The sequence below is a fragment of the Paraburkholderia aromaticivorans genome (assembly GCF_012689525.1).
GTDB classification, from domain to species: Bacteria; Pseudomonadota; Gammaproteobacteria; order Burkholderiales; family Burkholderiaceae; genus Paraburkholderia; species Paraburkholderia aromaticivorans_A.
Genome location: NZ_CP051516.1, coordinates 205,097 through 229,255 on the forward strand (window position 1 = coordinate 205,097; position 24,159 = coordinate 229,255).

At 63.8% G+C, this 24,159-nt stretch carries 21 protein-coding genes; 5 read left to right on the forward strand and 16 right to left on the reverse strand.

Annotated features, from left to right (window positions below; translation table 11 throughout):
* Window positions 1-28 precede the first annotated feature (28 nt).
* Window positions 29-3,631 carry a methylmalonyl-CoA mutase family protein gene (locus HF916_RS28920; protein WP_168792336.1) on the forward strand — a complete coding sequence of 1,201 codons (3,603 nt, stop codon included), beginning with the start codon at window positions 29-31 and terminating at the stop codon, window positions 3,629-3,631.
* Window positions 3,632-3,978: 347 nt separating this feature from the next.
* Here HF916_RS28920 and HF916_RS28925 read toward each other — a convergent pair whose 3' ends face one another.
* Window positions 3,979-4,938, reverse strand: a complete 960-nt coding sequence (locus tag HF916_RS28925) for an NAD(P)H-dependent flavin oxidoreductase (RefSeq protein ID WP_168792337.1) — start codon at window positions 4,936-4,938, stop codon at window positions 3,979-3,981.
* A gap of 282 nt (window positions 4,939-5,220) precedes the next feature.
* Between HF916_RS28925 and HF916_RS28930 the strand changes: the two genes are divergently transcribed.
* The gene (locus tag HF916_RS28930; RefSeq protein ID WP_168792338.1) at window positions 5,221-6,111 is read left to right on the forward strand and encodes an alpha/beta fold hydrolase; all 891 of its coding nucleotides are present in this window, start codon (window positions 5,221-5,223) and stop codon (window positions 6,109-6,111) included.
* 48 nt (window positions 6,112-6,159) lie between these two features.
* On the opposite strand, the gene HF916_RS28935 is transcribed toward HF916_RS28930, so the two are convergent.
* Window positions 6,160-6,630 carry an Lrp/AsnC family transcriptional regulator gene (locus HF916_RS28935; RefSeq protein ID WP_132376280.1) on the reverse strand — a complete coding sequence of 157 codons (471 nt, stop codon included), beginning with the start codon at window positions 6,628-6,630 and terminating at the stop codon, window positions 6,160-6,162.
* Between the two features lie 114 nt (window positions 6,631-6,744).
* Here HF916_RS28935 and HF916_RS28940 point away from each other — a divergent pair, with 114 nt between their 5' ends.
* Window positions 6,745-7,644 (forward strand): DMT family transporter, encoded by a 900-nt coding sequence (locus tag HF916_RS28940; RefSeq protein ID WP_168792339.1) that lies wholly within the window; start codon window positions 6,745-6,747, stop codon window positions 7,642-7,644.
* Window positions 7,645-7,946: 302 nt separating this feature from the next.
* Here the strand turns inward: HF916_RS28940 and HF916_RS28945 are convergent, their stop codons facing one another.
* The 6 genes from HF916_RS28945 to HF916_RS28970 form a co-directional block, all read right to left on the reverse strand.
* A complete protein-coding gene (locus HF916_RS28945; protein WP_168792340.1) occupies window positions 7,947-8,867 on the reverse strand; it encodes an MBL fold metallo-hydrolase in 921 nt (306 codons plus the stop codon).
* Window positions 8,864-9,349 (reverse strand): MaoC family dehydratase, encoded by a 486-nt coding sequence (locus HF916_RS28950; RefSeq protein ID WP_168792341.1) that lies wholly within the window; start codon window positions 9,347-9,349, stop codon window positions 8,864-8,866. The genes HF916_RS28945 and HF916_RS28950 overlap by 4 nt, the downstream gene beginning before the upstream one ends.
* Window positions 9,346-9,570 carry a DUF1289 domain-containing protein gene (locus tag HF916_RS28955; protein WP_168795689.1) on the reverse strand — a complete coding sequence of 75 codons (225 nt, stop codon included), beginning with the start codon at window positions 9,568-9,570 and terminating at the stop codon, window positions 9,346-9,348. Before HF916_RS28955 ends, HF916_RS28950 begins: the two co-directional genes overlap by 4 nt.
* Window positions 9,571-9,583: 13 nt before the next feature.
* The gene (locus tag HF916_RS28960; protein ID WP_168792342.1) at window positions 9,584-10,105 is read right to left on the reverse strand and encodes a YbaK/EbsC family protein; all 522 of its coding nucleotides are present in this window, start codon (window positions 10,103-10,105) and stop codon (window positions 9,584-9,586) included.
* Window positions 10,106-10,159: 54 nt separating this feature from the next.
* Complete coding sequence (locus tag HF916_RS28965; RefSeq protein ID WP_168792343.1) at window positions 10,160-11,086, reverse strand: hydroxymethylglutaryl-CoA lyase; 927 nt, start codon at window positions 11,084-11,086, stop codon at window positions 10,160-10,162.
* A 107-nt stretch (window positions 11,087-11,193) separates the two neighbouring features.
* A complete protein-coding gene (locus tag HF916_RS28970) occupies window positions 11,194-12,135 on the reverse strand; it encodes a 2-hydroxyacid dehydrogenase (RefSeq protein WP_168792344.1) in 942 nt (313 codons plus the stop codon).
* Between the two features lie 336 nt (window positions 12,136-12,471).
* On the opposite strand from HF916_RS28970, the gene HF916_RS28975 reads away from it, so the two are divergent.
* Window positions 12,472-13,074: an RBBP9/YdeN family alpha/beta hydrolase gene (locus HF916_RS28975; RefSeq protein ID WP_168792345.1), complete on the forward strand. Its 603-nt coding sequence runs from the start codon at window positions 12,472-12,474 to the stop codon at window positions 13,072-13,074.
* Between the two features lie 135 nt (window positions 13,075-13,209).
* A complete protein-coding gene (locus HF916_RS28980) occupies window positions 13,210-14,235 on the forward strand; it encodes a sulfate ABC transporter substrate-binding protein (RefSeq protein ID WP_168792346.1) in 1,026 nt (341 codons plus the stop codon).
* Between the two features lie 92 nt (window positions 14,236-14,327).
* Here the strand turns inward: HF916_RS28980 and bioB are convergent, their stop codons facing one another.
* The 8 genes from bioB to HF916_RS29020 all read right to left on the reverse strand — a co-directional run bounded on the left by bioB (window position 14,328) and on the right by HF916_RS29020 (window position 24,135).
* Window positions 14,328-15,410 carry a biotin synthase BioB gene (gene bioB, locus HF916_RS28985; RefSeq protein ID WP_168792347.1) on the reverse strand — a complete coding sequence of 361 codons (1,083 nt, stop codon included), beginning with the start codon at window positions 15,408-15,410 and terminating at the stop codon, window positions 14,328-14,330.
* Between the two features lie 34 nt (window positions 15,411-15,444).
* Entirely contained in the window at window positions 15,445-16,188 is a 744-nt protein-coding gene (gene bioD, locus HF916_RS28990; RefSeq protein WP_168792348.1) for a dethiobiotin synthase, read from the reverse strand.
* Window positions 16,185-17,369: an 8-amino-7-oxononanoate synthase gene (bioF, locus tag HF916_RS28995; protein ID WP_168792349.1), complete on the reverse strand. Its 1,185-nt coding sequence runs from the start codon at window positions 17,367-17,369 to the stop codon at window positions 16,185-16,187. Before bioF ends, bioD begins: the two co-directional genes overlap by 4 nt.
* Window positions 17,369-18,730, reverse strand: coding sequence for an adenosylmethionine--8-amino-7-oxononanoate transaminase (gene bioA / locus HF916_RS29000; RefSeq protein WP_168792350.1), 1,362 nt, complete (start codon window positions 18,728-18,730; stop codon window positions 17,369-17,371). The genes bioF and bioA overlap by 1 nt, the downstream gene beginning before the upstream one ends.
* Before the next feature lie 1,219 nt (window positions 18,731-19,949).
* A complete protein-coding gene (locus HF916_RS29005; RefSeq protein WP_168792351.1) occupies window positions 19,950-21,227 on the reverse strand; it encodes a dienelactone hydrolase family protein in 1,278 nt (425 codons plus the stop codon).
* 573 nt (window positions 21,228-21,800) lie between these two features.
* Window positions 21,801-22,250, reverse strand: a complete 450-nt coding sequence (locus HF916_RS29010) for a YchJ family protein (RefSeq protein ID WP_168792352.1) — start codon at window positions 22,248-22,250, stop codon at window positions 21,801-21,803.
* Between the two features lie 7 nt (window positions 22,251-22,257).
* Window positions 22,258-23,388, reverse strand: a complete 1,131-nt coding sequence (locus tag HF916_RS29015) for an acyl-CoA dehydrogenase family protein (protein WP_168792353.1) — start codon at window positions 23,386-23,388, stop codon at window positions 22,258-22,260.
* Window positions 23,389-23,457: 69 nt separating this feature from the next.
* Window positions 23,458-24,135, reverse strand: coding sequence for an SDR family oxidoreductase (locus HF916_RS29020; RefSeq protein WP_168792354.1), 678 nt, complete (start codon window positions 24,133-24,135; stop codon window positions 23,458-23,460).
* Window positions 24,136-24,159 lie beyond the last annotated feature (24 nt).

A 24,159-nucleotide genomic window follows, 5' to 3' on the forward strand; every position in this document is an offset into this window, starting at 1 on the left:
CCCATACGCGTAACGATCTGGGGGAGACATGACCGATCTGTCCACGCCGCAGCGCGCCGGCAGCCACAAGCTGCCCGCGGGCCGGCGCCTGCGCTTTGTCACGGCGGCTGCCTTGTTCGATGGGCACGATGCGTCGATCAACATCATGCGGCGCATTCTGCAGGCGAGCGGCATCGAGGTGATTCACCTCGGCCACAACCGCTCCGTCGATGAAGTCGCCGCTGCCGCGCTGCAAGAGGACGCCGACGGCGTCGCCGTGTCCAGCTACCAGGGCGGCCACAACGAATACTTCCGCTATCTGGTCGATCTGCTGCGGGCACGCGGCGGCGAGCGCATCAAGGTGTTCGGCGGCGGCGGTGGGGTGATCGTCCCTGAGGAAATTGCGGAACTCGAGCGTTACGGCGTCGAGAAGATCTATTCGCCGCAGGACGGGCAGCGGCTCGGGCTGCAAGGCATGATCGACGATATGATCGCGCGCTGCACCGAAGGTGCGCGCGCGGAGGTGGTGGGTGGGCAGAGTCCTTTTGTCGGATGGGTGGACGAGCTTTCGGAGCGCGGGTTCCCGCGGTTTGATTTGCGCGGCAATGACGGCGGCAGTAAGCCTGCGGCCGCCGCGCGCGAGCGGTCCAGCAAGGCGAGTCATGTGGGCGAGGCGGCGCGCGCAGAGCATATGGGTGGCGAGGTTGACGCGGCCGACCCAGCATCCTTCACCTTCCGCCGTCTCGCACAACTCATCAGCGCATTCGAAGCAGGTGCCGTTGACGCATCCGCCCGCGAAAAGCTATCCGCTCAGGCCAAAGCAGCAACCTCAACCCCGGTCCTCGGCATCACGGGAACGGGCGGCGCAGGCAAATCCTCGCTCACCGACGAACTGATCCGGCGCTTTCGCCTCGACTACGGCGACGCCCTGACCATCGCCGTGCTCGCTATCGATCCGTCGCGCCGCAAGTCCGGCGGCGCGTTGCTGGGCGACCGCATCCGCATGAACGCGATCGGCGACTGGGGCGGCGGCGCGCGCGTCTACATGCGTTCGATGGCAACGCGCGAAGCGTCGAGCGAAATCTCCGACTCGCTGCCCGATGCGCTGATGCTATGCAAAGCGGCGGGCTTCGATCTGATCGTCGTCGAAACATCCGGCATCGGCCAGGGCAATGCGGCGATCGTGCCGTTCGTCGACGAATCGCTGTATGTCATGACGCCGGAGTTCGGCGCGGCCAGCCAGTTGGAGAAGATCGACATGCTCGACTTCGCTGGTTTCGTCGCGATCAACAAGTTCGATCGCAAAGGCGCGCCGGACGCATTGCGCGACGTCGCCAAGCAGGTGCAGCGCAATCGCGGCGACTTCGCGAAGCCGCCGGAAGCGATGCCGGTGTTCGGCACGATCGCCTCGCGCTTTAACGACGACGGCGTGACCGCGCTCTACCGGCACGTCGCCGAAGCGCTGCGCAAGCACGGCCTGCGATCCGGCGGCGGCCGGCTGGCCGCGCCCGAAGGTCTGCGCTTTTCGAGCGGCCGCAACGCGATCGTGCCGCCGGCGCGGGTGCGCTATCTGGCGGATATCGCGCAGACGGTCCACGCTTATCGCGAGCGAGCCGACGCGCAAGCGCGCGTGGCGCGCGAGCGCTGGCAACTTGTCGAGGCGCGCCGGATGCTCGGGGAGGCGGGCGTGGCTGCAGGTGCAGGTGCAGGTGCATTTGCAGTTGCAAGCTCAGGTGCCGCCGCAAGTGCAAACGCTGGTTCAGGCACAAACGCGACTGCGAACTCAGCCTCAACCGCAAACCCTGAAACGACCACACCCGCCGCTACCGCCAACCAAAATCTCTCGCAACTCGACACCCTAATTTCCCAACGCACCGCCTCCCTCGGCGAACGCGAACGCACGCTCCTCGACGCCTGGCCGCAAACCGTCGCCACCTACTCGGGCGCCGAACACGTCGTCCGCATCCGCGACCGCGAGATCCGCACCGCGCTCACTGTCACGACGCTTTCCGGATCTGAAGTCCGCAAAGTCTCACTGCCGAAGTTCGTCGACCACGGCGAGATTCTGCGCTGGCTGATGCTCGACAATCTGCCCGGCTACTTTCCGTTCACCGCGGGCGTGTTCCCCTTCCGCCGCGAAAACGAAGATCCCACGCGGATGTTTGCCGGCGAAGGCGATCCGCAACGCACCAATCGCCGCTTCAAGCTGCTCTCTGAGGGGATGCCGGCCAAACGTCTGTCGACCGCTTTCGATTCGGTCACGCTCTACGGCGAAGAACCCGACGAGCGCCCCGACATCTACGGCAAAGTGGGCAATTCGGGCGTTTCGGTGGCGACGCTTGACGACATGAAAACGCTCTACGACGGCTTCGATCTCTGCGCGCCGGAAACCTCGGTCTCGATGACGATCAACGGCCCCGCGCCGACCATCCTCGCGATGTTCTTCAACGTCGCGATCGATCAGCAGATCGCACGCGCGACCCCACAGCAAGGCCATCCGCTCTCGGACGACGAACTCGCCGCGACGCGCCGCGCGGCGCTCGAAAACGTGCGCGGCACGGTACAGGCCGACATCCTGAAGGAAGACCAAGGCCAGAACACCTGTATCTTCTCGACCGAATTCAGCCTGAAAGTGATGGGCGATATTCAGGCGTACTTTGTCGAGCACGGCGTGCGCAATTTCTATTCGGTGTCGATCTCCGGCTATCACATCGCCGAAGCCGGCGCGAACCCGATCTCGCAACTGGCCTACACGCTGGCGAACGGCTTCACCTATGTCGAGGCCTATCTGGCCCGCGGCATGTCGATCGACGACTTCGCGCCGAATCTGTCGTTCTTCTTTTCGAACGGCATGGACCCGGAGTACACGGTGCTGGGCCGCGTCGCGCGACGCATCTGGGCCGTTGCGATGCGCGAGCGTTACGGCGCGAACGAACGCAGCCAGAAGCTCAAGTATCACGTACAGACGTCGGGCCGCAGCCTGCACGCGCAGGAGATCGACTTCAACGATATCCGTACTACGCTGCAGGCGCTGATCGCGATCTACGACAACTGCAACTCGCTCCACACGAATGCCTTCGACGAAGCGATCACCACGCCCACCGAGGATTCAGTGCGCCGCGCGGTGGCGATCCAGTTGATCATCAACCGTGAATGGGGACTCGCGAAGAATCAGAATCCGAATCAGGGCAGCTTCGTGATCGAGGAACTGACCGATCTGGTGGAAGAGGCGGTGCTCGCCGAATTCGACCGGCTGACCGAGCGCGGCGGCGTGCTTGGCGCGATGGAAACCGGCTATCAGCGCGGGCGCATTCAGGACGAGTCGATGCTGTACGAGCATCGCAAGCATGACGGCTCGTATCCGATCGTCGGCGTGAATACGTTTTTGAGCGCGCATCCGCACGAGGCGCCACAGCCGATCGCGCTGGCTCGCTCCACCGACGATGAAAAACAAAGTCAGTTGCAACGTCTGCGCGCTTTCCAGGCGCAGCATCGCGACGCGGCGCCCGTCGCGCTCGAACGCCTGAAGCGCGCGGTGATCGACGATGAAAACGTCTTTGCGGTGCTGATAGACGTCGTGCGTGTCTGCTCACTCGGGCAGATCACGCACGCGTTGTTTGAAGTGGGCGGGCAGTACCGCCGCAATATGTAAGTCAGGCTGCGCGGCAATCGCTGCGGCTCGGCCTGAAGCTGGGCCGCAGCGCAAGACCGTCCTGATCAAGTGCCTCAGATCAAGCGCCTCAGATCAAGCGCCTCAGATCAAGGGCCCCGGATCAAGGGCCCCGGATCAAGCACCTCGGATCAAGGGCCCCGGATCAAGCACCTCGGATCAAGCACCTCGGATCAAGCACCTCGGATCAAGCGCCCGAAGCAAGCGCCCGAAGCAAGCGCCCGAAGCAAGCGCCCGAAGCAAGCGCCCGAAGCAAGCGCCTTCGCCGAGGCGCTCCAAGCTAACGCGCAGCGTGCAACCCCGACCGCATCACGCCGGGGTGCACAACCTCAGCGCGCAATCCCCAGTCGCGCCTTCGCATCGTCATATTCCTGTGTCAAACGCTGCACCAGTTCGCCCACGCTCGGCACGTCGTCCATCAAACCGACGCCCTGACCCGCGCCCCAGATGTCTTTCCACGCCTTCGCCTTGTCGCTGCCGAAGTTCATCGCGCTCTTGTCCGATTCCGGCAGCGCGTCCGGGTCCAGCCCCGCGTTCAAGATACTTTCGCGGATGTAGTTGCCGTGCACGCCGGTGAACAGGTTCGTGTAGATGATGTCCGACGAGGTGGAATTGACGATCGCCTGCTTGTAGCTGTCGACCGCGTGCGCTTCCCGGGTCGCGATGAAGCGCGTGCCCATGTACGCGAGGTCCGCGCCCATGGCCTGCGCAGCGAGAATCGAGCCACCGTTGGCGATCGACCCCGACAGCACGATCGGGCCGTCGAACATGCGCCGCACTTCGCCGACCAGCGCGAACGGCGAGGTCGTGCCCGCATGGCCGCCCGCGCCGGACGCCACCAGGATCAGACCGTCGACGCCCGCTTCCAGCGCCTTCTGCGCATGACGCAGATTGATCACGTCGTGCAGCACGATGCCGCCGTAGCTGTGCACGGCATCGACGATTTCGCGCGCCGGCGCCCGCAGGCTCGTGATGAAAATCGGCACCTTGTGTTCGACGCACACGCGCACGTCGTGTTCGAGCCGCGTATTCGACTGATGGACGATCTGGTTGACGGCGATCGGCCCGATGACCGCATCGGGATTGGCCGCCTTGTGCTCGGCGAGCTGCGCCTGAATCTGCGTGAGCCATTCGTCGAGCAGCTCAGCCGGACGGGCATTCAGCGCGGGGAACGAGCCGACGATCCCGGCCTTACATTGAGCCAACACGAGTTCGGGATAGCTGACGATGAACATCGGCGAAGCGACGACGGGCAGCGCAAGTTTTTGCAGGACGGCGGGCAATGCCATAGTGCGTGTCTCCTGATTTGAGCGGGCCGGTGCGTCGTTGCGCGCCCGGCGATGACTGAGTTTAGCGGCACATGGCTTGTGGCGCTTTCATCCGCCACAGCCATCCGAAAATTTAAGAACGGTCGTTCGATTATAGGCGAAGCGCGACGAGCGCGTTCGATTGGGTCGTTTACAACAGTTGGAAGGAGTGTTCAGGTTCTATGCTTGCGTGGGCTTTCCCACCTCGCGTGGACACATTGGGCTTCTACAATGCAGGGACTCCAAAATCACGAGAGAGACGCCATGGCCTTCGAGAATTTCACGCCTTTTCGCGTCGCCGTGGGCGATGTCGATATTTTCGGAGTGAAGGGCGGGGCGGGCCCGCCTCTTCTGTTGCTGCACGGTCATCCGCAGTCGCATCTGATCTGGCAAAAGTGCGCCGCGCAACTGGCGCAGCATTTCACGGTAATCGCCACGGACCTGCGCGGTTACGGCGCATCGGGCAAGCCGCCGAGCGACGCCGTGCACACACCGTATTCCAAGCGCGTGATGGCGGCCGATCAGGTCGCCGTGATGCGCCATTTCGGCTTCGAACGTTTTCTCGTGTGCGCGCACGATCGCGGCGCGCGCGTCGCGCATCGCATGGCGCTCGATCATGCCGACGCCGTCGAGCGTCTGATGCTGCTCGACATCGCGCCGACGCTCGCGATGTACGAGGCAACCGACCGCGCTTTTGCGACGCACTACTTTCACTGGTTCTTCCTGATCCAGCCGGAGCCGCTGCCTGAAACGCTGATCGGCGCGAACCCGGCGGCGTATGTCGACGCGGTGATGGGCAGCCGTCACGCGGGTCTCGCGCCGTTCGATCCCGCCGCGCTCGACGCCTATCGCTTGGCGCTCGCGCAACCGGGCGCGGTGCACGCGATGTGCGAGGACTACCGCGCGTCGGCGAGCATCGACCTGGAGCACGATCGCGCCGACATCGAGCGCGGTCACAAGATCGGCTGTCCGCTGCGCGTGCTGTGGGGCGACAAAGGCGTGATCGAGAAGTGCTTCGACGCGCTGGTGGAATGGCGCCACGTGGCGCGCGACGTAAGCGGCCGCGCGTTGTCTTGCGGACACTACATCCCTGAGGAAGCGCCGGACGAACTGGTCGCCGAAATGCTGTCCTTCTTCGAAGCGGTCGAACAGTAAGCCTCTCCGTTCGTTTCATTCATACGCGACGCCGCGCCCGCGCCTCGCTCAACCGAGCGGCGGCAAGCGGCGCGCGACTGGCGTCGACTTGACGATCGCGGTGCTGGTCTCAGCGCGCTCGGTGACTTTCGACAGAATCTCGTCGAGCTGCTCGATCGAATGGAGATACAGGCGGCAGATGAAGCAATCGTCGCCTGTCACCTTGTCGCATTCGACGAACTCCGGAATCCGCCGGATCACCTCTTCCACCAGATGCAACTGGCCGGGCAACGGCTTCACGCGCACGACGGCCTGCAGCGTGTAGCCGAGCGCGCGCGGATCGATCTGCACCGTGAAGCGCTCGATCACGCCTTGCGCTTCGAGCCTGCGCACGCGCTCCGCCGTACTTGGCGCCGACAGGCCGACCTGACGCGCTAGCTCGCTGACCGGCTGACGGGCGTCTTCCGCGAGCGCGGCGAGGAGTGCCCGGTCCGTATCGTCGAGCAGGGCGGGCGTCGGAGGAGTAAGGCGTTTGGTCATCACGGCCTTCGATTATTAGGTCGCATCGCGAGAACGCTTAAGTTTAGCCATGTATTCGGACGATCGGATTAATTACACTGCTCGTCATGCAGGAATCAATTCGAGGATCGAATCATGGCGTCAAATGAAATCCGCCGCGGAGCCGCGGAAATGACCATGGCGATGCTGATGTCCGGCACCATCGGCTGGCTGGTGGTGTCGTCGCAGCAAAGCCCGTTCAATGTCGTGTTCTTCCGCTGCATTTTCGGCGGCGCGACGCTCGCGCTCGTGTGCGCCTTACTTGGGCTGTTTCAGCGCAAGCTCTTCTCGTGGAAGATGCTCGGCCTCGCGTTGCTCGGCGGCGCGGCGATCGTCATCAATTGGGTGTTGCTGTTCGCCGCGTATTCGCGCGCCTCGATCTCGATGGCGACGGCGGTCTATAACACGCAGCCGTTCATGCTGGTGGCGCTCGGCGCGCTGGTGTTTCGCGAGCGCATCAGCGCCTCGACGGTGCTGTGGCTGGTAGTCGCGTTCATCGGCCTCGTGTTCGTCGTGAAGGTCGAGCCGGCGGTGCTGGCGGTGCCGGGGCAATATCTGGTCGGCGTCGCATACGCGGTGGGCGCGGCGGCGATGTACGCGGTGTCGTCGATCATTACGAAGCGGCTTAAGGGCACGCCCCCCCATCTGATCGCGCTGATCCAGGTGTCGCTCGGCGTGCTGATGCTCGCGCCGTTCGTGCGCTTCGATGCGTTGCCCACAAGCGGCGTGCAGTGGCTCGAACTGGTCGTGCTCGGCGTCGTCAATACCGGCCTCATGTACGTGCTGCTCTACGGCGCGATCCAGAAGCTGCCGACTTCGATGACGGGCGCGCTCTCGTTCATCTATCCGGTGGTGGCGATCATCGTCGACCGGGTTGCGTTCGGGCAAACGCTCGCGTGGATTCAGGTGCTGGGGGCGGTGCTGATTCTGGTGGCGGCGGCCGGCGTCAATCTCGGCTGGCGGATCGTGCCGCAAAAGCGCCTGTCGTCGACCTGACGGGCGTTATGCTGTTGCGATGAGTGACAATGCTACGGATTCCAGAGTAACCGGATGCGCAAATTACTCATATCTGTGGACTAATGATTCGAAAGATACGCAACTACGGGGCCTCGTAACGTGACGTGTTGTAGGCGGCTTTGAAAGCGGGCGTCAAACTTCTGTAGGGAAATCACCGATGCGGTCAAAAAACAGGCGCGCGTATCATGCGTCTTGACGCTGATCACGTCCGACAGAATTTCCGCCGCTCGCCTGCAAGGGTCGAGCGGCTTTCTTTTTGTAGCGACGGTAGCGGCGGCGCGTCAGGCGGCGCGCGCGACGATGCGCGCACCATCCACTTCCAGCGGCCCATTCCTGGCCGCCAGCTCCTCGACGATCTCTTTCAGCAACGCGGGCCATTCGCCACGCGGCTTGAGCATCGACGCGGCGGCGCCCATCACGCTGGCGTCGTCGAGCATGTGCAGCAAGGTGTCGAAGCGCATCGCGCGGACTTCGAGCAGCTTGAACACGATCAGCACCTTCAGCGCATTCTTGGCATTGCGTGCGGGATCGGCGCGTAGCCACGCAACACGCGAAAACGCGCGTTCAAGCGCCTGGTCGACATTCGTGAAGGGTGAGCCATGACCGGGGATCACGAGGCGCACGGCGAGCCTCGCAATGGCTTCCAGCACCGCCTGCTCCTCGGCGAAACCGCTTTCGCCTTCCAGTTCGGGAAAGATCACGCCGAAGCCGTTTTCCCACAGCGCGTCCGCGCTGATCAGGATGCGTTCGTCCGCGCAGTAGAGCATTAGCGAATGCGGATCGTGGCCGGGCGCGCCGAGCACATCCCAATCGAGCGCGCCGAGCCGCGAGCGCGCGCCGGGCGCAATCGTTCCGGTGAAGGTGAAGCGCTCGCAGGTCTGGCCGGTGGCGCGAAACGTCAGGCGCGTTTCGTCCCAGTCGCGCACGGCGCCGGCTTCCGAGGCGGGAATGACGGTGCGGCACGGCCACGTCGCCTGCAATAGCGCATTGCCGCCGCAATGGTCCGAATGCAGATGCGTGTTGACGATCAGATCGAGCGGCCGCGCGCCGAGCGCTTGCCGCACGAGGGCGAGCGTTTGCGGTGCGTGCGTGGCATAGCCCGTATCGACCAGCGCGGCGCAGGCGTCGTCCATCAGCAGCACGTTGTTCGACGAGAGCCAGCCGCGTTCGAAAACCCGAATCGATTCCGGCAGCGTGATCATGGCGAATTGGGCATTGCGTTAGCGTTAGCGTCTGCCTTCGCGGACGCTTCGGGTTTCGGCATCACGAGAATCGTCGACGAACCGATCAACATGGTCTCGCCACGCTGATTCACGACCGAGCCTTCGAGATGCGTCAGATCGCCGTTCAGGCTCGGCTTCCAGTAAGCATGCTTCACGCGCCACGTGATGGTGAGCGTGTCGTTCGCATGGACGGCTTTCTTGAGCTTGATATCGAACTCGAGGCCGAGCGGTTGCGCGTAGGTCGAATAGTGCGTTGCCAGCAGCGCCATGAAATGCGCGGTCGGTTGCGTGCCGGACGCGATCAGGCCGCCGAAGCGGCTTTGCGCGGCATACGCTTCGTCGTGATGCAGCGGGTTGTAGTCGTTGACGAGCGCGGCGAACGATTTCACCGACTCCGCCGACAGCGCCAGCGTCGAACTGAACGTTTCGCCAACCGTGACGATGCGCGGTGCGGCGTTCATCGTCGCACCTTCGGCTGGCTCGCGATGAACTCCGCGTGGCGAACCTCGATCGCGTCCCACACCGCGCGCTTCGCTTCGTCGTCGAACAACGACCAGCCGGCGATTTCGTCGATGGTGCGCAGGCATCCTTCGCACCATCCGGTCGACGCATCCATCCTGCACACGTTGATGCAAGGCGACGGCACGGCGTGCTGATCTTCGTTATCGAGGCCCGCTGTCATCATCGTCATCGCGTCACGCCGTCTCGCGCAGCGCCACGTCGATCACCGGCGCGCCCGTCAGCGCAATCAGTTCCTGCGCCGTCAGATTGAACACCGCATGAGGATGACCCGCGGCGGCCCACAGACTGTCGAGTTCGAGCAGATCGGCATCGATCAGCGTGACCGGCTCGGTCGCATGACCGATCGGGCAGACACCGCCGATCGCATAGCCGGTTTTTTCGCGGACGAACTTCGCGTCCGCACGACCAATATCGCCAACTTGTGCGGCGACTTTCTTTTCGTCGACGCGATTCGCGCCGCTCGCGATCACCAATACCGGCGCGTCGTCCTCACGGCGGCGAAACAGGATCGACTTGGCGATCTGCGCGACCGAGCAGCCGAGGCCCGCCGCGGCTTCGGCGGAAGTCTTGCCTGTTTCCGGCAGCATCACGATCCGGCCCGCGTGACCGCGTTCGCGCAACAGCAGCGCGACGCGGCGTGCCGAGTCGGGCAGCGCGGTGAGATCGTCGGATTCGAGAGAAGCGTGGTCCGTCATCGTTTCAGGTCCTGATTGATTGCGTGAGTGGTGAGCGGCCGCGTCGAGTTGCCATCAAACGCAATTGGCCGCTTCGCTGCGCGCTTTGGCGAGCAGCGCTTTACCGGCGCGCGAAACATTGGGCCGGCCGATCGACGTCGAGATGAAATCGCCGATCGCCACGACTTGCGCGAGGTCGATGCCGGTCTCGATACCGAGGCCGTTCATCAGATACAACACGTCTTCGGTTGCGACGTTGCCGGTCGCGCCCTTCGCATACGGACAGCCGCCGAGGCCCGCCACCGACGCGTGATAAATCTCGATACCTTCCTGCAACGCCGCGTAGATGTTGGCGAGCGCCTGGCCATAGGTGTCGTGGAAGTGGCCGGATAGACGCTCGCGCGGAAATACCTGCGTGACCGCCTCGAACACTTCGCGCGTGCGCTTCGGTGTGCCGACGCCGATCGTATCGGCGATATCGATCTCGTCGCAGCCGAGCGCCGCGAAGCGCTGGACCACATCCACCACCGATGCCACCGGCACTTCGCCCTGATACGGACAGCCCAGCGCGCACGACACGCTGCCGCGAATCCGCAGGCCATGTTCCTTCGCCGCCTGCGCGACAGGCGCGAATCGATCGATGCTTTCCGCGATGCTGCAGTTGATGTTCTTCTGCGAAAACGCTTCGCTGGCGGCGCCGAAAATCACGATCTCGTCGGCACGCGCGGCGAGCGCGCCCTCGAAGCCGCGCAGATTCGGCGTCAGCACCGAGTAGATCGTTCCCGGGCGTCGTTGGATACCGGCCATGACGTCGGCGCCGTCGGCCATCTGCGGCACCCATTTCGGCGACACGAACGAAGCGGCCTCGACGTTACAGAAGCCCGCCGCCGACAAACGGTTGATCAACTCGATCTTGGTCGCGGTGGACACGAAATCTTTTTCGTTCTGAAGTCCGTCACGCGGACCGACTTCGACGATTTTCACTTGCTGGGGTAGGGCCATGATGTGTCTCCTTTGTCGATCAGAGTTGGCGCTTTAGCACTTACTCTGGTCCCATGCAACTTGTTGCCGAGCGCGGGGCGGCGCTCCTTCAATGGGATTCGATGGGTTCAGTATCCGCGTTCGATATTCACCACGCCGCTGATCCTGTCGCCGCGCACGAGCGCGGCGATCTTCAGCGCGACCTGGGTCACGCTTTCTTCGCGCAACGTCAGCGCGGACACATGCGGCGTGATCGTGATGCGCGGCTCCTGCCAGAACAGATGATCCGGTGGCAACGGTTCCTCGCGGAACACGTCGAGCGTGGCGGCGGTGAGCTGTCCGCTCGCGAGTGCGTCGAGCAAATCCTGTTCGACCAGATGGGCGCCGCGCGCCACGTTGATCAGATACGCGCCGTGCGCCAGCTTCGCGAAGGTGCGCGCGTTCAGCACGTCGCCGGTATCCGGAGTATGCGGCAGCAGATTCACCAGCACTTTCACGCCGTCGAGAAACGCGTCGAATTGAGCATCACCGGCGAATGTCGTGATGCCGTCGATCTGCCGCGGGCTGCGGCTGTAGCCACGCACCGGCATGCCGAACACCGCGAGCGTTTGTGCGACATGCGCGCCGAGCACGCCGAGTCCCAGCACGCCAACCGTGAAGGTGTCACGCGGATGCGGCTCGAGTACTTCCCAGCGGCGCTCGTCTTGCAGCGTCTGATACTCGTCGAAACGGCGCAGATAGCGCAGCACCGCGTGCGTCACATACTCGGCCATTTGCAGCGCCATGCCGGTGTCTTCGAGACGGATCAACTGGGCGTTACGCGGCAAGGTGCCGGGCTGCTCGTGTTCGAGCGCGAGGATTGCGTCGACGCCCGCGCCGAGATTGAAGATCGCGCGCAGATCGTCGCGGCCGGCCAGCATCTCGCGCGGCGGACGCCACACGACCGCGAAATCGGCCGGCGCGGTGTCGCCCGGCTGCCATTCACGCAGATCGGCGTCCGGCAGGGCGCGGGCGAAGTCGTGCAGCCACGCGGCGGCGTCGGCATGCGGCATGTAGAAGAGGATTTTCATACGGTCCGGAAGGCGCCTGCGAGATCGGGTCTGGAGACGAAGAAGCCACGGCATGACCGGCGCGACGGCTGCGGCGTGGCGGACGACGCTTGCGGCATGAGGCCTCCTCCTTTTATGGATAGGCTTCATTCTACTTTTTCGACGCGAATCGCGCGCGTTTGCGTACGGGCGTGCGGGTCGGCGGTGAGCTTTCCGCCGCGCGGCCCCTATCGGCGGTGCGTTTACCTGCGCATTTGCCCGCACCGTTGTCCGATAAACAAAGCACAAAAACTTGGTTCGCCCTTGCGGCACGCGGCGGGACAATCACTACCCGGATTCCCGCAGCGAGGCACACACATGCTTTCATGCACCAAATCGACATGGCCGCCGCGGCTCGTCACCGTTCCCGGTCTGCACGGCAGCGAGGGCGCGCACTGGCAGACCTGGCTGGAGCGGCAGTTCGCGCGCTCGCTGCGCGTCGAGCAAGCCGACTGGGACGCGCCGGACCTCGCGCTGTGGTCGAAATCGTTGCGCGATCTGCTGGCGCGCGAGCGCGGGCCGTTCGTGCTGGCCGCGCATAGCTTCGGCTGCCTCGCGACCGCGTATGCGTTGCAGCAGGCCTCGTATGCGAACGACGTGGTCGGTGTGCTGTTCGTGGCGCCCGCGAGTCCGCAGAAATTCGCCTTCGCGGGAGCGTTCGACGCGCGGCGTCTCGGCGTGCCCTCGATTCTGATCGGCAGCGAAACCGATCCGTGGATGCCGCTTGCCGGTTCGCGCGATCTCGCGCAGCGTTTCGGCAGCGCGTTCGTCAATCTCGGGGACGCGGGGCATATCAACACCGCGGCCGGCTTCGGTCCGTGGCCGCGCGCCAAATATTTCGTCGATACGCTGGTGCACTGCGCGGCGCCGCTGCGTTTTCGCGAGGAGTCGTTCGAGGCCGTACAGCACGCGTTCGTATGAGTGGTCAGGGCCGTCGTTCGCGCATCGAGTGGCGCGCGAACGGGCCACTGGCCAAGTAAGCGATCCGTTAGAATCCCGCTTCACGCTGCACGTTCGTGTGGCCACTGGTTTTCATCATCGATAGGCGGGGACAAGATGGCAGGCAAGACGGGGACATCGCGCTGGCTGGCAGCCGGCACGACGGCAATCACGCTCGCGCTGGCGGGCATGTCGACGGCGCACGCGGATGCGTCGTTGCTCAACGTGTCGTACGACGTGACGCGCGAGTTGTACAAGGACATCAACGCCGGCTTTATCGCGGCGTACAAGCAGAAGAGCGGCGAGACCGTGTCTATCCGCCAGTCGCACGGCGCGTCGAGCGCCCAGGCGCTGTCGGTGCTGCAAGGCCTGCAGGCCGACGTGGTGACGATGAACCAGCCGAACGACATCGACCTGCTCGCCGAGAAAGGTCAACTGGTGCCGGCCAACTGGCGCGCGCGTCTGCCGGACGACAGCGCGCCGTACACCACGACGATGGTGTTCCTGGTACGCAAGGGCAATCCGAAGCACATCAAGGACTGGGACGATCTCGCCAAGCCGGGCGTGCAGGTGATCATCGCGAATCCGAAGACTTCGGGTAACGGACGCTACGCGTATCTGGCCGCATGGGGTTATCGCAAGCAGCACGGCGGCACCGATGCGCAGGCGCTCGACTTCGAAAAAGAGATCTTCAAGAACGTGCCGGTGCTCGACACGGGCGGCCGCGGCGCGACCACCACGTTTACGCAACGCGGCATCGGCGACGTGCTGGTGACGTTCGAAAACGAAGTCGCGCTGATGGACACGGGCGTGGGCGGAGGCAATTTCGAGGCGGTGTATCCGTCGGTGAGTTTGCTGGCGGCGCCGCCGGTGTCGATCGTCGACAAAGTGGTCGACAAGCGTGGCACGCGCAAGGAAGCGCAGGCGTATCTCGACTATCTGTGGTCGCCGGCCGCGCAGGACATCATCGCGCAGCATCATCTGCGGCCGCGTGACAAGACCGTGCTCGCGAAGCACGCGGCGGAGTTCAAGCCGATCAAGACGTTCACCGTGGAAGAGATGTTCGGTAGCTGGCAGAAAGCGCAGCAAACGCATTTCTCCGATGGCGGGACGTTCGATCAGATCATCGTGGATAAGAAGTAAATTTTCTGCCGCGTAAGTCAGCAAAAAGGCTGCCTCGAAAAACGAGGCAGCCTTTTTTATCGCGCGTGCACTAACTCACGCGATGCATACGCTCAGTTCGGCGCAGCGTGCTTATCGCAGCCATGCTCGCAGCCGCTTTGATCGAGCGGCATCTGTTGCGCGGCCTCGGCGCGAATGCCGAGACGTTCGAGCAGTTTGCGGTCCGCTTCCGCTTGCGGGTTGCTGGTAGTCAGCAACTGATCGCCGTAGAAGATCGAATTCGCGCCGGCGAGGAAGCACATGGCCTGCAACGCTTCGTTCATCTGCTCGCGGCCGGCCGACAGACGCACCATCGCGCGCGGCATGGTGATGCGCGCGATCGCGATCGTACGCACGAATTCGAACGGGTCGATCGCTTCGGTGCCAGTCAGCGGCGTGCCTTCCACCTGCACCAGATTGTTGATAGGCACCGATTCCGGATACGGCTCCATGTTCGCCAGTTGCGCGATTAGACCGGCGCGCTCACGGCGCGATTCACCCAGGCCGACAATCCCGCCGCAGCACACGTTGATGCCCGCGTCGCGCACGCGTTCGAGCGTGTCGAGGCGGTCCTGATACGTGCGCGTCGAAATGATCTGTCCGTAGAACTCCGGCGACGTATCGAGATTGTGGTTGTAGTAGTCGAGGCCCGCTTCGCGCAGTCCTTGCGCCTGATGCGTTTCGAGCATGCCGAGCGTCACGCAGGTTTCCAGACCCATGGCCTTCACGCCGCGAATCATGTCCTTGATCGGTTCGAGGTGACGGTCTTTCGGATTGCGCCACGCCGCGCCCATGCAGAAACGCGTCGCGCCGTTTTCCTTGGCGACCTTGGCGGCGGCGAGCACTTCGTCGACCGGCATCAGCTTGTCGGCTTGCAGACCCGTGTCGTGATGCACCGACTGCGGACAGTACGCGCAATCCTCTTCGCAGCCGCCGGTCTTGATCGACAACAGCGTGGACAATTGCACGGTGTTTGCGTCGAAATGCTCGCGATGCGTTTGCTGTGCCTTGAACATCAGATCGTTGAACGGCAGTTCGTACAACGCGACGATGTCGGCGACGCGCCAGCGCGCGACCTGCTTCGTTGCCGCCGCATTGGCAGAGTTGTTGGCCGAGGCCGTGTCGGCGGGCGTGGGAGCGATGTTCAGTTGCGTCATGTCGTCAATCCTCATGGAGGGATATGTGAGTTTTTCAGCGCTGCGTATGCGATTGCGTGTGCCGCAGCGTCTGCAAAAGCCGGTTGATGTCGAGTTGGTCCGCCGCAAGTTCGGGCGACGCTGGATTCAGATTCGGCACGATGCCGAGCAACGGCGCGTCGTATTCACGTGCCAGGTGCTCGCGGATCGACGCGATGTTTTCGTCGGGGAACGTCATGTCCGGATCGATGCGATTCGCGACCCAGCCGGCGAGCGTGAGCCCGCGCGCGGCGATCGCCTCGGCGGTCAGCAACGCATGGCTGATGCAGCCGAGCCGCATGCCGACCACCAGCACGACCGGCAGCTTCAACGCGACGGCGAGATCGGCGGTGTCCTGCGTCGCTGTCAACGGCACACGAAAGCCGCCGACGCCTTCCACGACCACGATCTCCGCGCGCGTTAGAGCCTGCGCGTGACAATCGACGATATGGTCGAGATCAAATGTGACGTTTTCCAGCGCGGCCGCGATGTGCGGCGCGGCCGGTTCCTTCAGCAGATACGGCGTGCGCATTGCGGGCGGCAGCAGCACGTTCGAGGCGGCGTCGAGTTGATCCGCGTCTTCGTTATGCAGCACGCCGTTCAGTTCGAATGCGCCGGCGGCGATCGGCTTCATCGCGGCGGCTTGCAGGCCTTCGCGGACGAAGCCGCGCAACAGCGCCGTCGAGACGAACGTCTTGCCGATTTCCGTATCGGTGCCGGTGACGAATAAGGACAGTGCGTGTTGAACTGCGCTACTCATGCCGCTTTCGCTCCGAGTTGCTGCAAGCCGGCTTCGAGCCGGTCGAGGTCCGCTTGCGAGTGCGCGGCCGACAGCGAAATACGCAAGCGCGACGTGCCGGCGGGCACGGTCGGCGGACGGATCGCCGGCACCCACAGACCCGCGCGGTCGAGCGTGGCCGCGATGTCGAGCGTGGCTTCGTTCGCGCCGATGATGAGCGGCTGCACGGCGGTATGCGAGTCGACCGGAAGCCACGGTGTGGCCTTCAGCATGGCGCGCGTGCGTTCGATCAGTTGCTGAAGATGCGCGCGCCGTGCGTCGCCTTCCTCGCCACCGATGATGCGCAGGCTTGCCGACACCGCGTGCGCCGCAGCCGGCACCGATGCCGTGGTGAAGATGTACGGACGCGCGCGCTGCACGAGCCACTCGATCACCGTCTCATGCGCCGTGACGAACGCGCCGGAGACGCCGGCCGCCTTGCCGAGCGTGCCGATCGAAATGAGGTTCGGCGAACGCAGCGCGGCTTGCGCGATCGCGCCGCGGCCTTGCGGGCCGAGCACCCCGAAACCGTGCGCGTCGTCGACGATCAGCCAGGCGCCGTGCTGTTCCGCGAGTTCCAACAGACGCGGCAACGGCGCGATATCGCCGTCCATGCTGAAGACGGTATCGGAGACGATCACCTTGACGTCGGCCTCCGAGGCTTCGAGCATCGCCCTCAGCGCTTCGGTATCGCAGTGCGGATAGATTTGCACGTCGGCGCGGGACAGGCGCGCGCCGTCGATCAGCGACGCGTGATTCAGCGCATCGGAGAAGAGCGTCGTGTCGCGGCCCGCGAGCGCGGTGAGCGTGGCGAGATTCGCCATGTAGCCGGTGCTGAAGTAGAGCGCGCGCGCGTTGTCGACGAAGCCGCCCGCGAATTCCGCGAGATCGTCTTCGAGTTGCGCATGCGCGCGCGAGTGGCCGCCGAGCAGATGCGAGCCGCCGCTGCCCGCGCCATAGCGCTGCGCGCCTTCAGCGATCGCCGCGATGAGCAGCGGATGCGCGGCGAGGCCGAGATAGTCGTTGCTGGCGAAGCCGATGATCTCGCGGCCATCGACGGTCATGTGTGCCGCGCACGGCGTGTCGGCGGTGCGGCGGCGACGGCGCAGGCCCCGCGCGTCGATGTCCTTCAGGCCTTCGGTGAGTGTGTCGAGCAGATGCATTAGCGGGTCTCTGCGAGCGTGGCTTCGAAGGTTTCGCGCGTGCGCGAGGCGAGCAGCGCGAGTTCTTCGTCGTCGAGGATATAAGGGGGCATCAGATATACCGTGGTCGAAATCGGGCGCAGCAGCAGTTCGCGCTGTAACGCGTTTTCGAAGAAGCGGCGCGAGAATGTTTTGGCTTGCTGAGCATCGTCGATCACGGCGTCAAACGCGAAGATCGTGCCGCACTGACGCAGATTGCGGACTTGCTCGTGCTCCGCGAGCGGCGCGAGCGCGGACTTCAGCTTCGCGGATTTTTGCGCGTTGACGGCGAGCACGTTGTCGCTCGCGAACAGATCGAGCGTGGCGAGCGCCGCGCGGCAGGCGAGCGGATTGCCGGTGTACGAATGCGAGTGCAGGAAGCCGCGCGCGGTGTCGTCGTGATAGAAGGCCGCGAAGATCTCGTCGCGCGACAGCACGATCGAGAGCGGCAGATAGCCGCCGCTGATGCCTTTCGACAGACAGAGGAAGTCCGGCCAGATGCCGGCCTGTTCGCAAGCGAAGAAGCTGCCGGTGCGTCCGCAGCCGACGGCGATTTCGTCGGCGATCAGATGCACGCCGTACTGGTCGCACAAGGCGCGCAATCCCGCGATATACGACGCGTCGTGCATGGTCATGCCGGCCGCGCACTGCACCAGCGGCTCAACGATCAACGCGGCGATTTTCGAGGCACGCGCTTCGAACAGCGAGCGAACGTGATCGAGCGCGCGGCGGGCGACATCGGCGGCGGTTTCGTCGGCTTGCGCGAGGCGCGCGTCAGGCGATGCCACGACGTGCGCGTGGCGGATCAGCGGATCGTAGGCGTCCTTGAAGAGCGCGACATCGGTGACGCCGAGGGCTCCGATGGTTTCGCCGTGATAGCTGTTGGCGATGCAGACGAATTCCTGCTTGTCGGCGAAACCGCGATTGCGCCACGAGTGGAAACTCATCTTCAACGCGATTTCGACGGCGGATGCGCCATCTGACGCGAAGAACGCGTGACCTAGCGTGTTGTTCGTGAGCGCGCTGAGCCGCTCCGCGAGTTCGATGGCCGGTTCGTGCGTGCAGCCGGCGAGCATGGCGTGTTCGAGCGTGTCGAGCTGGTCTTTCAGCGCCGCGTTGATGCGCGGGTTGGCGTGACCGAACAGGTTGACCCACCAGGAGCTGATGGCATCCAGATAACGATGACCGGCGCGGTCGTAGAGCCACGCACCCTGGCCGCGCGCGACGGGCACGAGCGGCAGGCGTTCGTGGTGCTTCATCTGCGTGCAGGGGTGCCAGACGGCGCGGAGGCTGCGGGCGATCCAGTCTTCGGGGGCTGCTGACGGTGGTGCTGGGTTGTCCAAAGGGGTACTCCAGAGGTGCTTTTTTGCCGATGCGCGGCGTGGCTTTTTTGGGGCCTTTTCGAGCGTGATGCGCATCGTGTTCCTGCGCTGTACGCGGCCCTTGACGGGCTCGCGGGGTCGAGATTAGCGGTTTATTTCGTGCTGTGCACTAGGGGTTCGATGGGCGTTTTTGCCTGCGGCGCTGGGGTTTGGCGATGTTTGGGGCAGGTGGTTTCTGTTTCTGTGCGAAGCTCGCTGATCGGCGGAGTTGACGACGGCAAAGTTGTTGCGACTTACTGGCTGGAATTTGGGTTGTGCTCTCGGTGGTGTTGGCCTTTCCTTGCGTTGTTAGTGGTCTATTAGCGTCGCCCCTGTGCGGGGCGGGCACCTACTTTCTTTGCCGCGGCAAAGAAAGTAGGCAAAGAAAGCCGCTTTACACCGCCAGCTTATAGGCGGGTCCCTCGCGCAGTCGCGGTAGTGGTGCATCTGGAATCTGTGTTCTCGCAAATGCCGCGCTGGTGACACAGCCGTCATACTTCCCGCCTCGCGCTGCGCACTCGCCGGAACGGTGTGCTTAAAACCAGATGCTTTAGTTATGTTCCGTGGGGGCCGTCGGCTTCGCCTCGGCGTGGCGCCGAAGGGGAGAGTGGTTTGGGACGTGCGCCGGTGAACGAGCCCGCATTCAAGAAGACTGTTGTCTCAAGAAACAGTGGGCAGCCTGATGAGGATTGCCGGCGCAAGAAACAGCTGACGGCGTGATAAATGTCGCCGGCACAACGAAACACTAGCGCTCGGACAAGTATTGCAGACGCAGAAAACCGCCACGGGTTTGAGCAGTGCGCTGCTACATTGAAGGTGGGTGACGCGAAGATCGTCGACGCGCAGAAACGGGCGGCCAGTCAAAAGTACTGTTGGCGCAAGAGCCACCCGACCGTTTGATGAAGCACCGCGACGGCGCGCGCAGCGCCGCCGCAAGAATGACGGCTGTGTCACTGGGGTTGAATGTGCGAGGGCACAGATTCCAGATGCACCACTGCCCCCTCCAAGCCAGGGGACCCGCTTATAAGCTGGCGGTGTGAAGCGGCTTTCTTTGCCTACTTTCTTTGCCGCGGCAAAGAAAGTAGGTGCCTGCCCCGCACAGGGGCGACGCTAATAGACCACTAACAACGCAAGGAAAGGCCAACACCGCAGAGAACGACAACCAACCACCACAAGCCGAGCAGGCAAAAGCCCTTAACCCCTATTCCCGACTAGCAATAGCCCGCCGCGCATCGGCGCCGCCGCCAGAAGACCCACCATCAGCCGTCTGCGAAGACTGATCTCCCCAAACAACCGCATTATTCACCGCATACAACCGGCAAGGCGCCGAACTCTGCTTCTGACAATTCGAGACCGCGACCGACATCGGATCATCACCACCTTCAGCCCAGGACCAAGCCCCTGAGTCAGAAACAGCAAACGCCCGGCTAGGAAACTGATGCAAGAAATTCCGATATCCATTACGTCCGGCTTCATCGACAAACGGCACGGCGTCAACAGCATCGACAGCAGCAAACCCGCTAGCCTTAGGCATGGACGGATCCGACACGCGATACTGCACACCAGTCGGCATGCCCACTTGCGCCAGGAACGCCTCGACAGTCGGCCACCAGACATGCACGCCGTCGCGGTCGCCGACCAGACGGTGCGCGTCATTCTTGTAGTTGCCGAAATCCACCATCTTCGCGCTCGCGCCGTGCGCGCCATACGCGGCGTACATGCCCGCCACCAACGGCGCGTTCCAGACCGAATCGTTATCGCCGTACATCCACAGCGACGGCACCTTGGTCTTCTCGCCATACGCGCCGAATGCACGCGTCAGGTTGCCCTGCCAGTCGCTGCACGCGTCCTGCCGCAAGCCGCCCGAAAAATTGATCAGCGCCCGCACGCCCGGCACAGCCTGCGCGCCGTAGGCCATCGTCGCAAGACCGCCGTGCGAGGTACCGGCCACGACGATATGCGTGGCGTCCACGTAAGGCTGCTTCGACATGAAGTCGACTGTCGCAGCCACGTCGCCGGCCTGGCCGACGCCGTTCTTTTCGACGTCGCAGCCGTCCTGCTGATACGTGCCGTCCGAATGGCCGAAACCCTGGCGGTTCGGCGCCACCACCACGTAGCCGCGGCGCACGAATTCGCGCGCGAACGGCAGCGGGTCGCTGCGTTCCTGCGTGTGCGGATCGCCGGGGATCTTGCCGTGGTTGAAAACGATCATCGGAAACGGGCCTGCGCCGTCCGGTTTGTAGATCGTCGTTTCGAGGCTGGCCGTGCCGGCTGCGTCAATCGGTACGCGGATGATCTGTTCGTTCAGACCTGCTGAGGGCAGATAGACGTCGTCGTCGAGCGCGATGCGCGGCACGTGCGCGCGGGTCAACGGTCCCGCCTGGGTGTCCGCGAGCGGGTCGGCGTGCGCGAGTGCGACAGCGCATGTAGCCGCTGCACAGATCACCGCACACTTCGTCAGAACCTTGCTGAACACCATTCACGTACCTGCCTCAAAAAGCTGCCCTGAACACCGTGGTGCCTGTCTATCGGAAGTCATTGCTGACATTTGCCTTTCGGGCAGGTTTTCGACAAACAAAAACACACTCGCGTACGGAGTGCGCCAGAGGCGCACGCACGCTAATCGAGATCGCACGGGATGAACCCAAACGGCCGACGCGACCCCACGCGCCGATGATGAGCGTCACGTCTGCTGCCTGAAACCGCCGCCGGAACCACACTGTCTGGTGCCCGGCAGGGCTTCCTGCGCATTTTGCGGAGTTGGTATGGACCGGCTCTCGCAACGTGACGTCATGGAGCTACAGCCTCATCCTGGCACGACAATTTTGTTTTGTGCAATCAAGGAGAACCCGCGACTCAACAATTGCGGCGTGCTGATTAGTCGCCTCAAACCACTGCATGCAGGCCTCGCCAGTGTTTGGCGCAACGAAGCAATCAGGCGCGGCGCGGGTCTTGTGGCATCGAGCCAACAAAAAATTGGCCCTGCTATCAGGGCCATATGCGAGCGCGGCGTACGGGTGCTGCGGCGTTTTGTAAGGGGCAGAAAGGGACTTTATTCGCGGACGTCGCCGTCGACGTAGCGCCAGCGGCCGTCATCGGCGCGAACGAAGCGGCTCAGCTCGTGAAGCCGATTCGCTCGCCCGCCCACCTTATAACGTGCGACGAATTCGACCGTCGCGTGATCGGCGTCGGTTTCAGCGAATGCCTTGATTTGCAGTCCGAGCCAACGCGGCGCGTCGGGTGCGGTGATGTCCACGTCGAGATCGGCGGGGCAGGTTTGCGGTGTCCACGTCGTTCGCAGGTAGTCCGTTGCACCCACAACATACGCGCTATAGCGCGAACGCATCAATTCAAGCGCCCGTGGCGCTGCTTCGCCGCCGTCGATATAGCGGCCGCAGCACTGCGCGAAGCGCGGCGCCTTGGCACCGCTGCGCTGATCGGGCGCGGCGCCGCCGCAGGGACAGTCGGACGGTCGTTGCATTGAGAACAGTTGCTTATTCATCAGACTTTCAGCCAAGACCGCGCGCGATCAGGATTTTCTGGATGTCGCTGGTGCCTTCGTAGATCTGGCACACGCGCACGTCGCGGTAAATGCGCTCGACCGGGAAGTCGCTCAGATAGCCATAGCCGCCATGAATCTGTAAGGCGGCCGAACAGATGCGCTCGGCGGCTTCGGAGGCGAACAACTTGGCCATCGCGGCTTCGGTCAGGCACGGTTGGCCGGCATCCTTCAACGACGCGGCGTGCCAGATCAACTGGCGCGCGGCTTCGAGTTGCGTCGCCATGTCGGCGAGGCGGAATTGCACGGCCTGGTGCGAAAAGAGCGGCGCACCGAAGCTCTCGCGCTCCTTCGCATAACTCAGCGCCGCCTCGAACGCGGCGCGCGCCATGCCGACACTTTGCGCTGCGATACCGATGCGGCCGCCTTCGAGCCCCGACAACGCGATCCGGTAGCCTTCGCCTTCCGCACCGATCAGATTCGCGGCCGGCACGCGGCAGTCCTCGAAAATGATCTGCGCCGTATCCGACGAATGCTGGCCGAGCTTGTCTTCCACTCGTGCGACAACGTAACCCTTTGTGTCGGTGGGCACGACGAACGCGCTGATGCCGCGCTTGCCCGCGGCTTTGTCGGTCACGGCCATCACGATCGCGACGTTGCCGTTCTTGCCGCTCGTGATGAACTGTTTGACGCCGTTCAGCACATACGCATCGCCGTCGCGTGTGGCGGTGGTGCGCAACGCGGATGCGTCGGAACCCGCCTGCGGTTCAGTCAGGCAAAACGCGCCGAGCATTTCGCCGCGCGCTAGCGGCGTCAGCCAGTCGCGTTTCTGCGCGTCGTTGCCATAGGTCAGCAGAATGCTGCACACCGGGCAGTTGTTGACGGAGATGGCCGTCGAGGTGCCGCCGTCGCCGGCAGCGATCTCTTCGAGAATCAGCGCGAGCGCCAGCGCGTCCATGCCGGCGCCGCCGTATGCTTCCGGCACCAGCACGCCGTACGCGCCGAGTTCGGCGAGTTGCCGATGCACATCCTGCGGAAAAGTACGCTCGCGGTCCCACGCTGCCGCATGCGGCGTGATCGCTTCGCGCACGAAGGTGCGCAGCGCATCGCGGACCATCAAGTGATCCTGATCAAGCACCATGAGTGCGTCTCCTGTGTCGATCGGAGTTAGCGCTTTAGCGCTTACTCTGGTCCCATGCAACACAACTGCTTACCAGTCGAGCAGCGTGCCGTCGTATTGATAGAAGCGGCCATTAAACTCGTCGTGCGCGGCCGCGGCCTGCGCCAGCACCTCCCGCATGCCGGTGACGCTGCGCGCCGGATCGATCGCCGCCTGCGCGCCGCCCATGTCGGTGCGCACCCAGCCCGGATGCAATGAAACGCACGCGGCGCGTTTTGCCTCCAGCGACGCGAGTTTCAGCGCGTCGTTCAACGCCGCCTTGCTCGCACGATACAGCCACCCTGTCGTGCCGCTCGCGTCGCCGATGCTGCCCATCTTGCTCGAGATCACCGCGAACACGCCGCCGGCCTCTTCGACGAGCGGCAGCAGGATCGGCATCAACTGCATCGGCCCGCGCACGTTGGTGTGCATGACGTGGTCGAAGTCGTCGGCGGTGATCGTCTCGATGCCTTCCGTGCGCGGGCCGTACACGCCCGACACCAGGATCGCCGCATCGAGCCGTTCACCGTCGAGCTTCCAGCCGAGCGCGGCGACTTCCTCGGGCGCGCTCACGTCGAGCGAAAAAGTTTCGGCGCCGAGTGCGTTCAACGCGTCGAGCGCGGCGCCGTCGCGCGCAGTGGCGAGCACGCGCCAACCGCTCTTTTTGTACTGCCGTACAAACTCCTGGCCGATGCCGCGCGACGCACCGACGATCAACACTGTCTTCATCGAATACCTCAAGCCGTCAAAAAC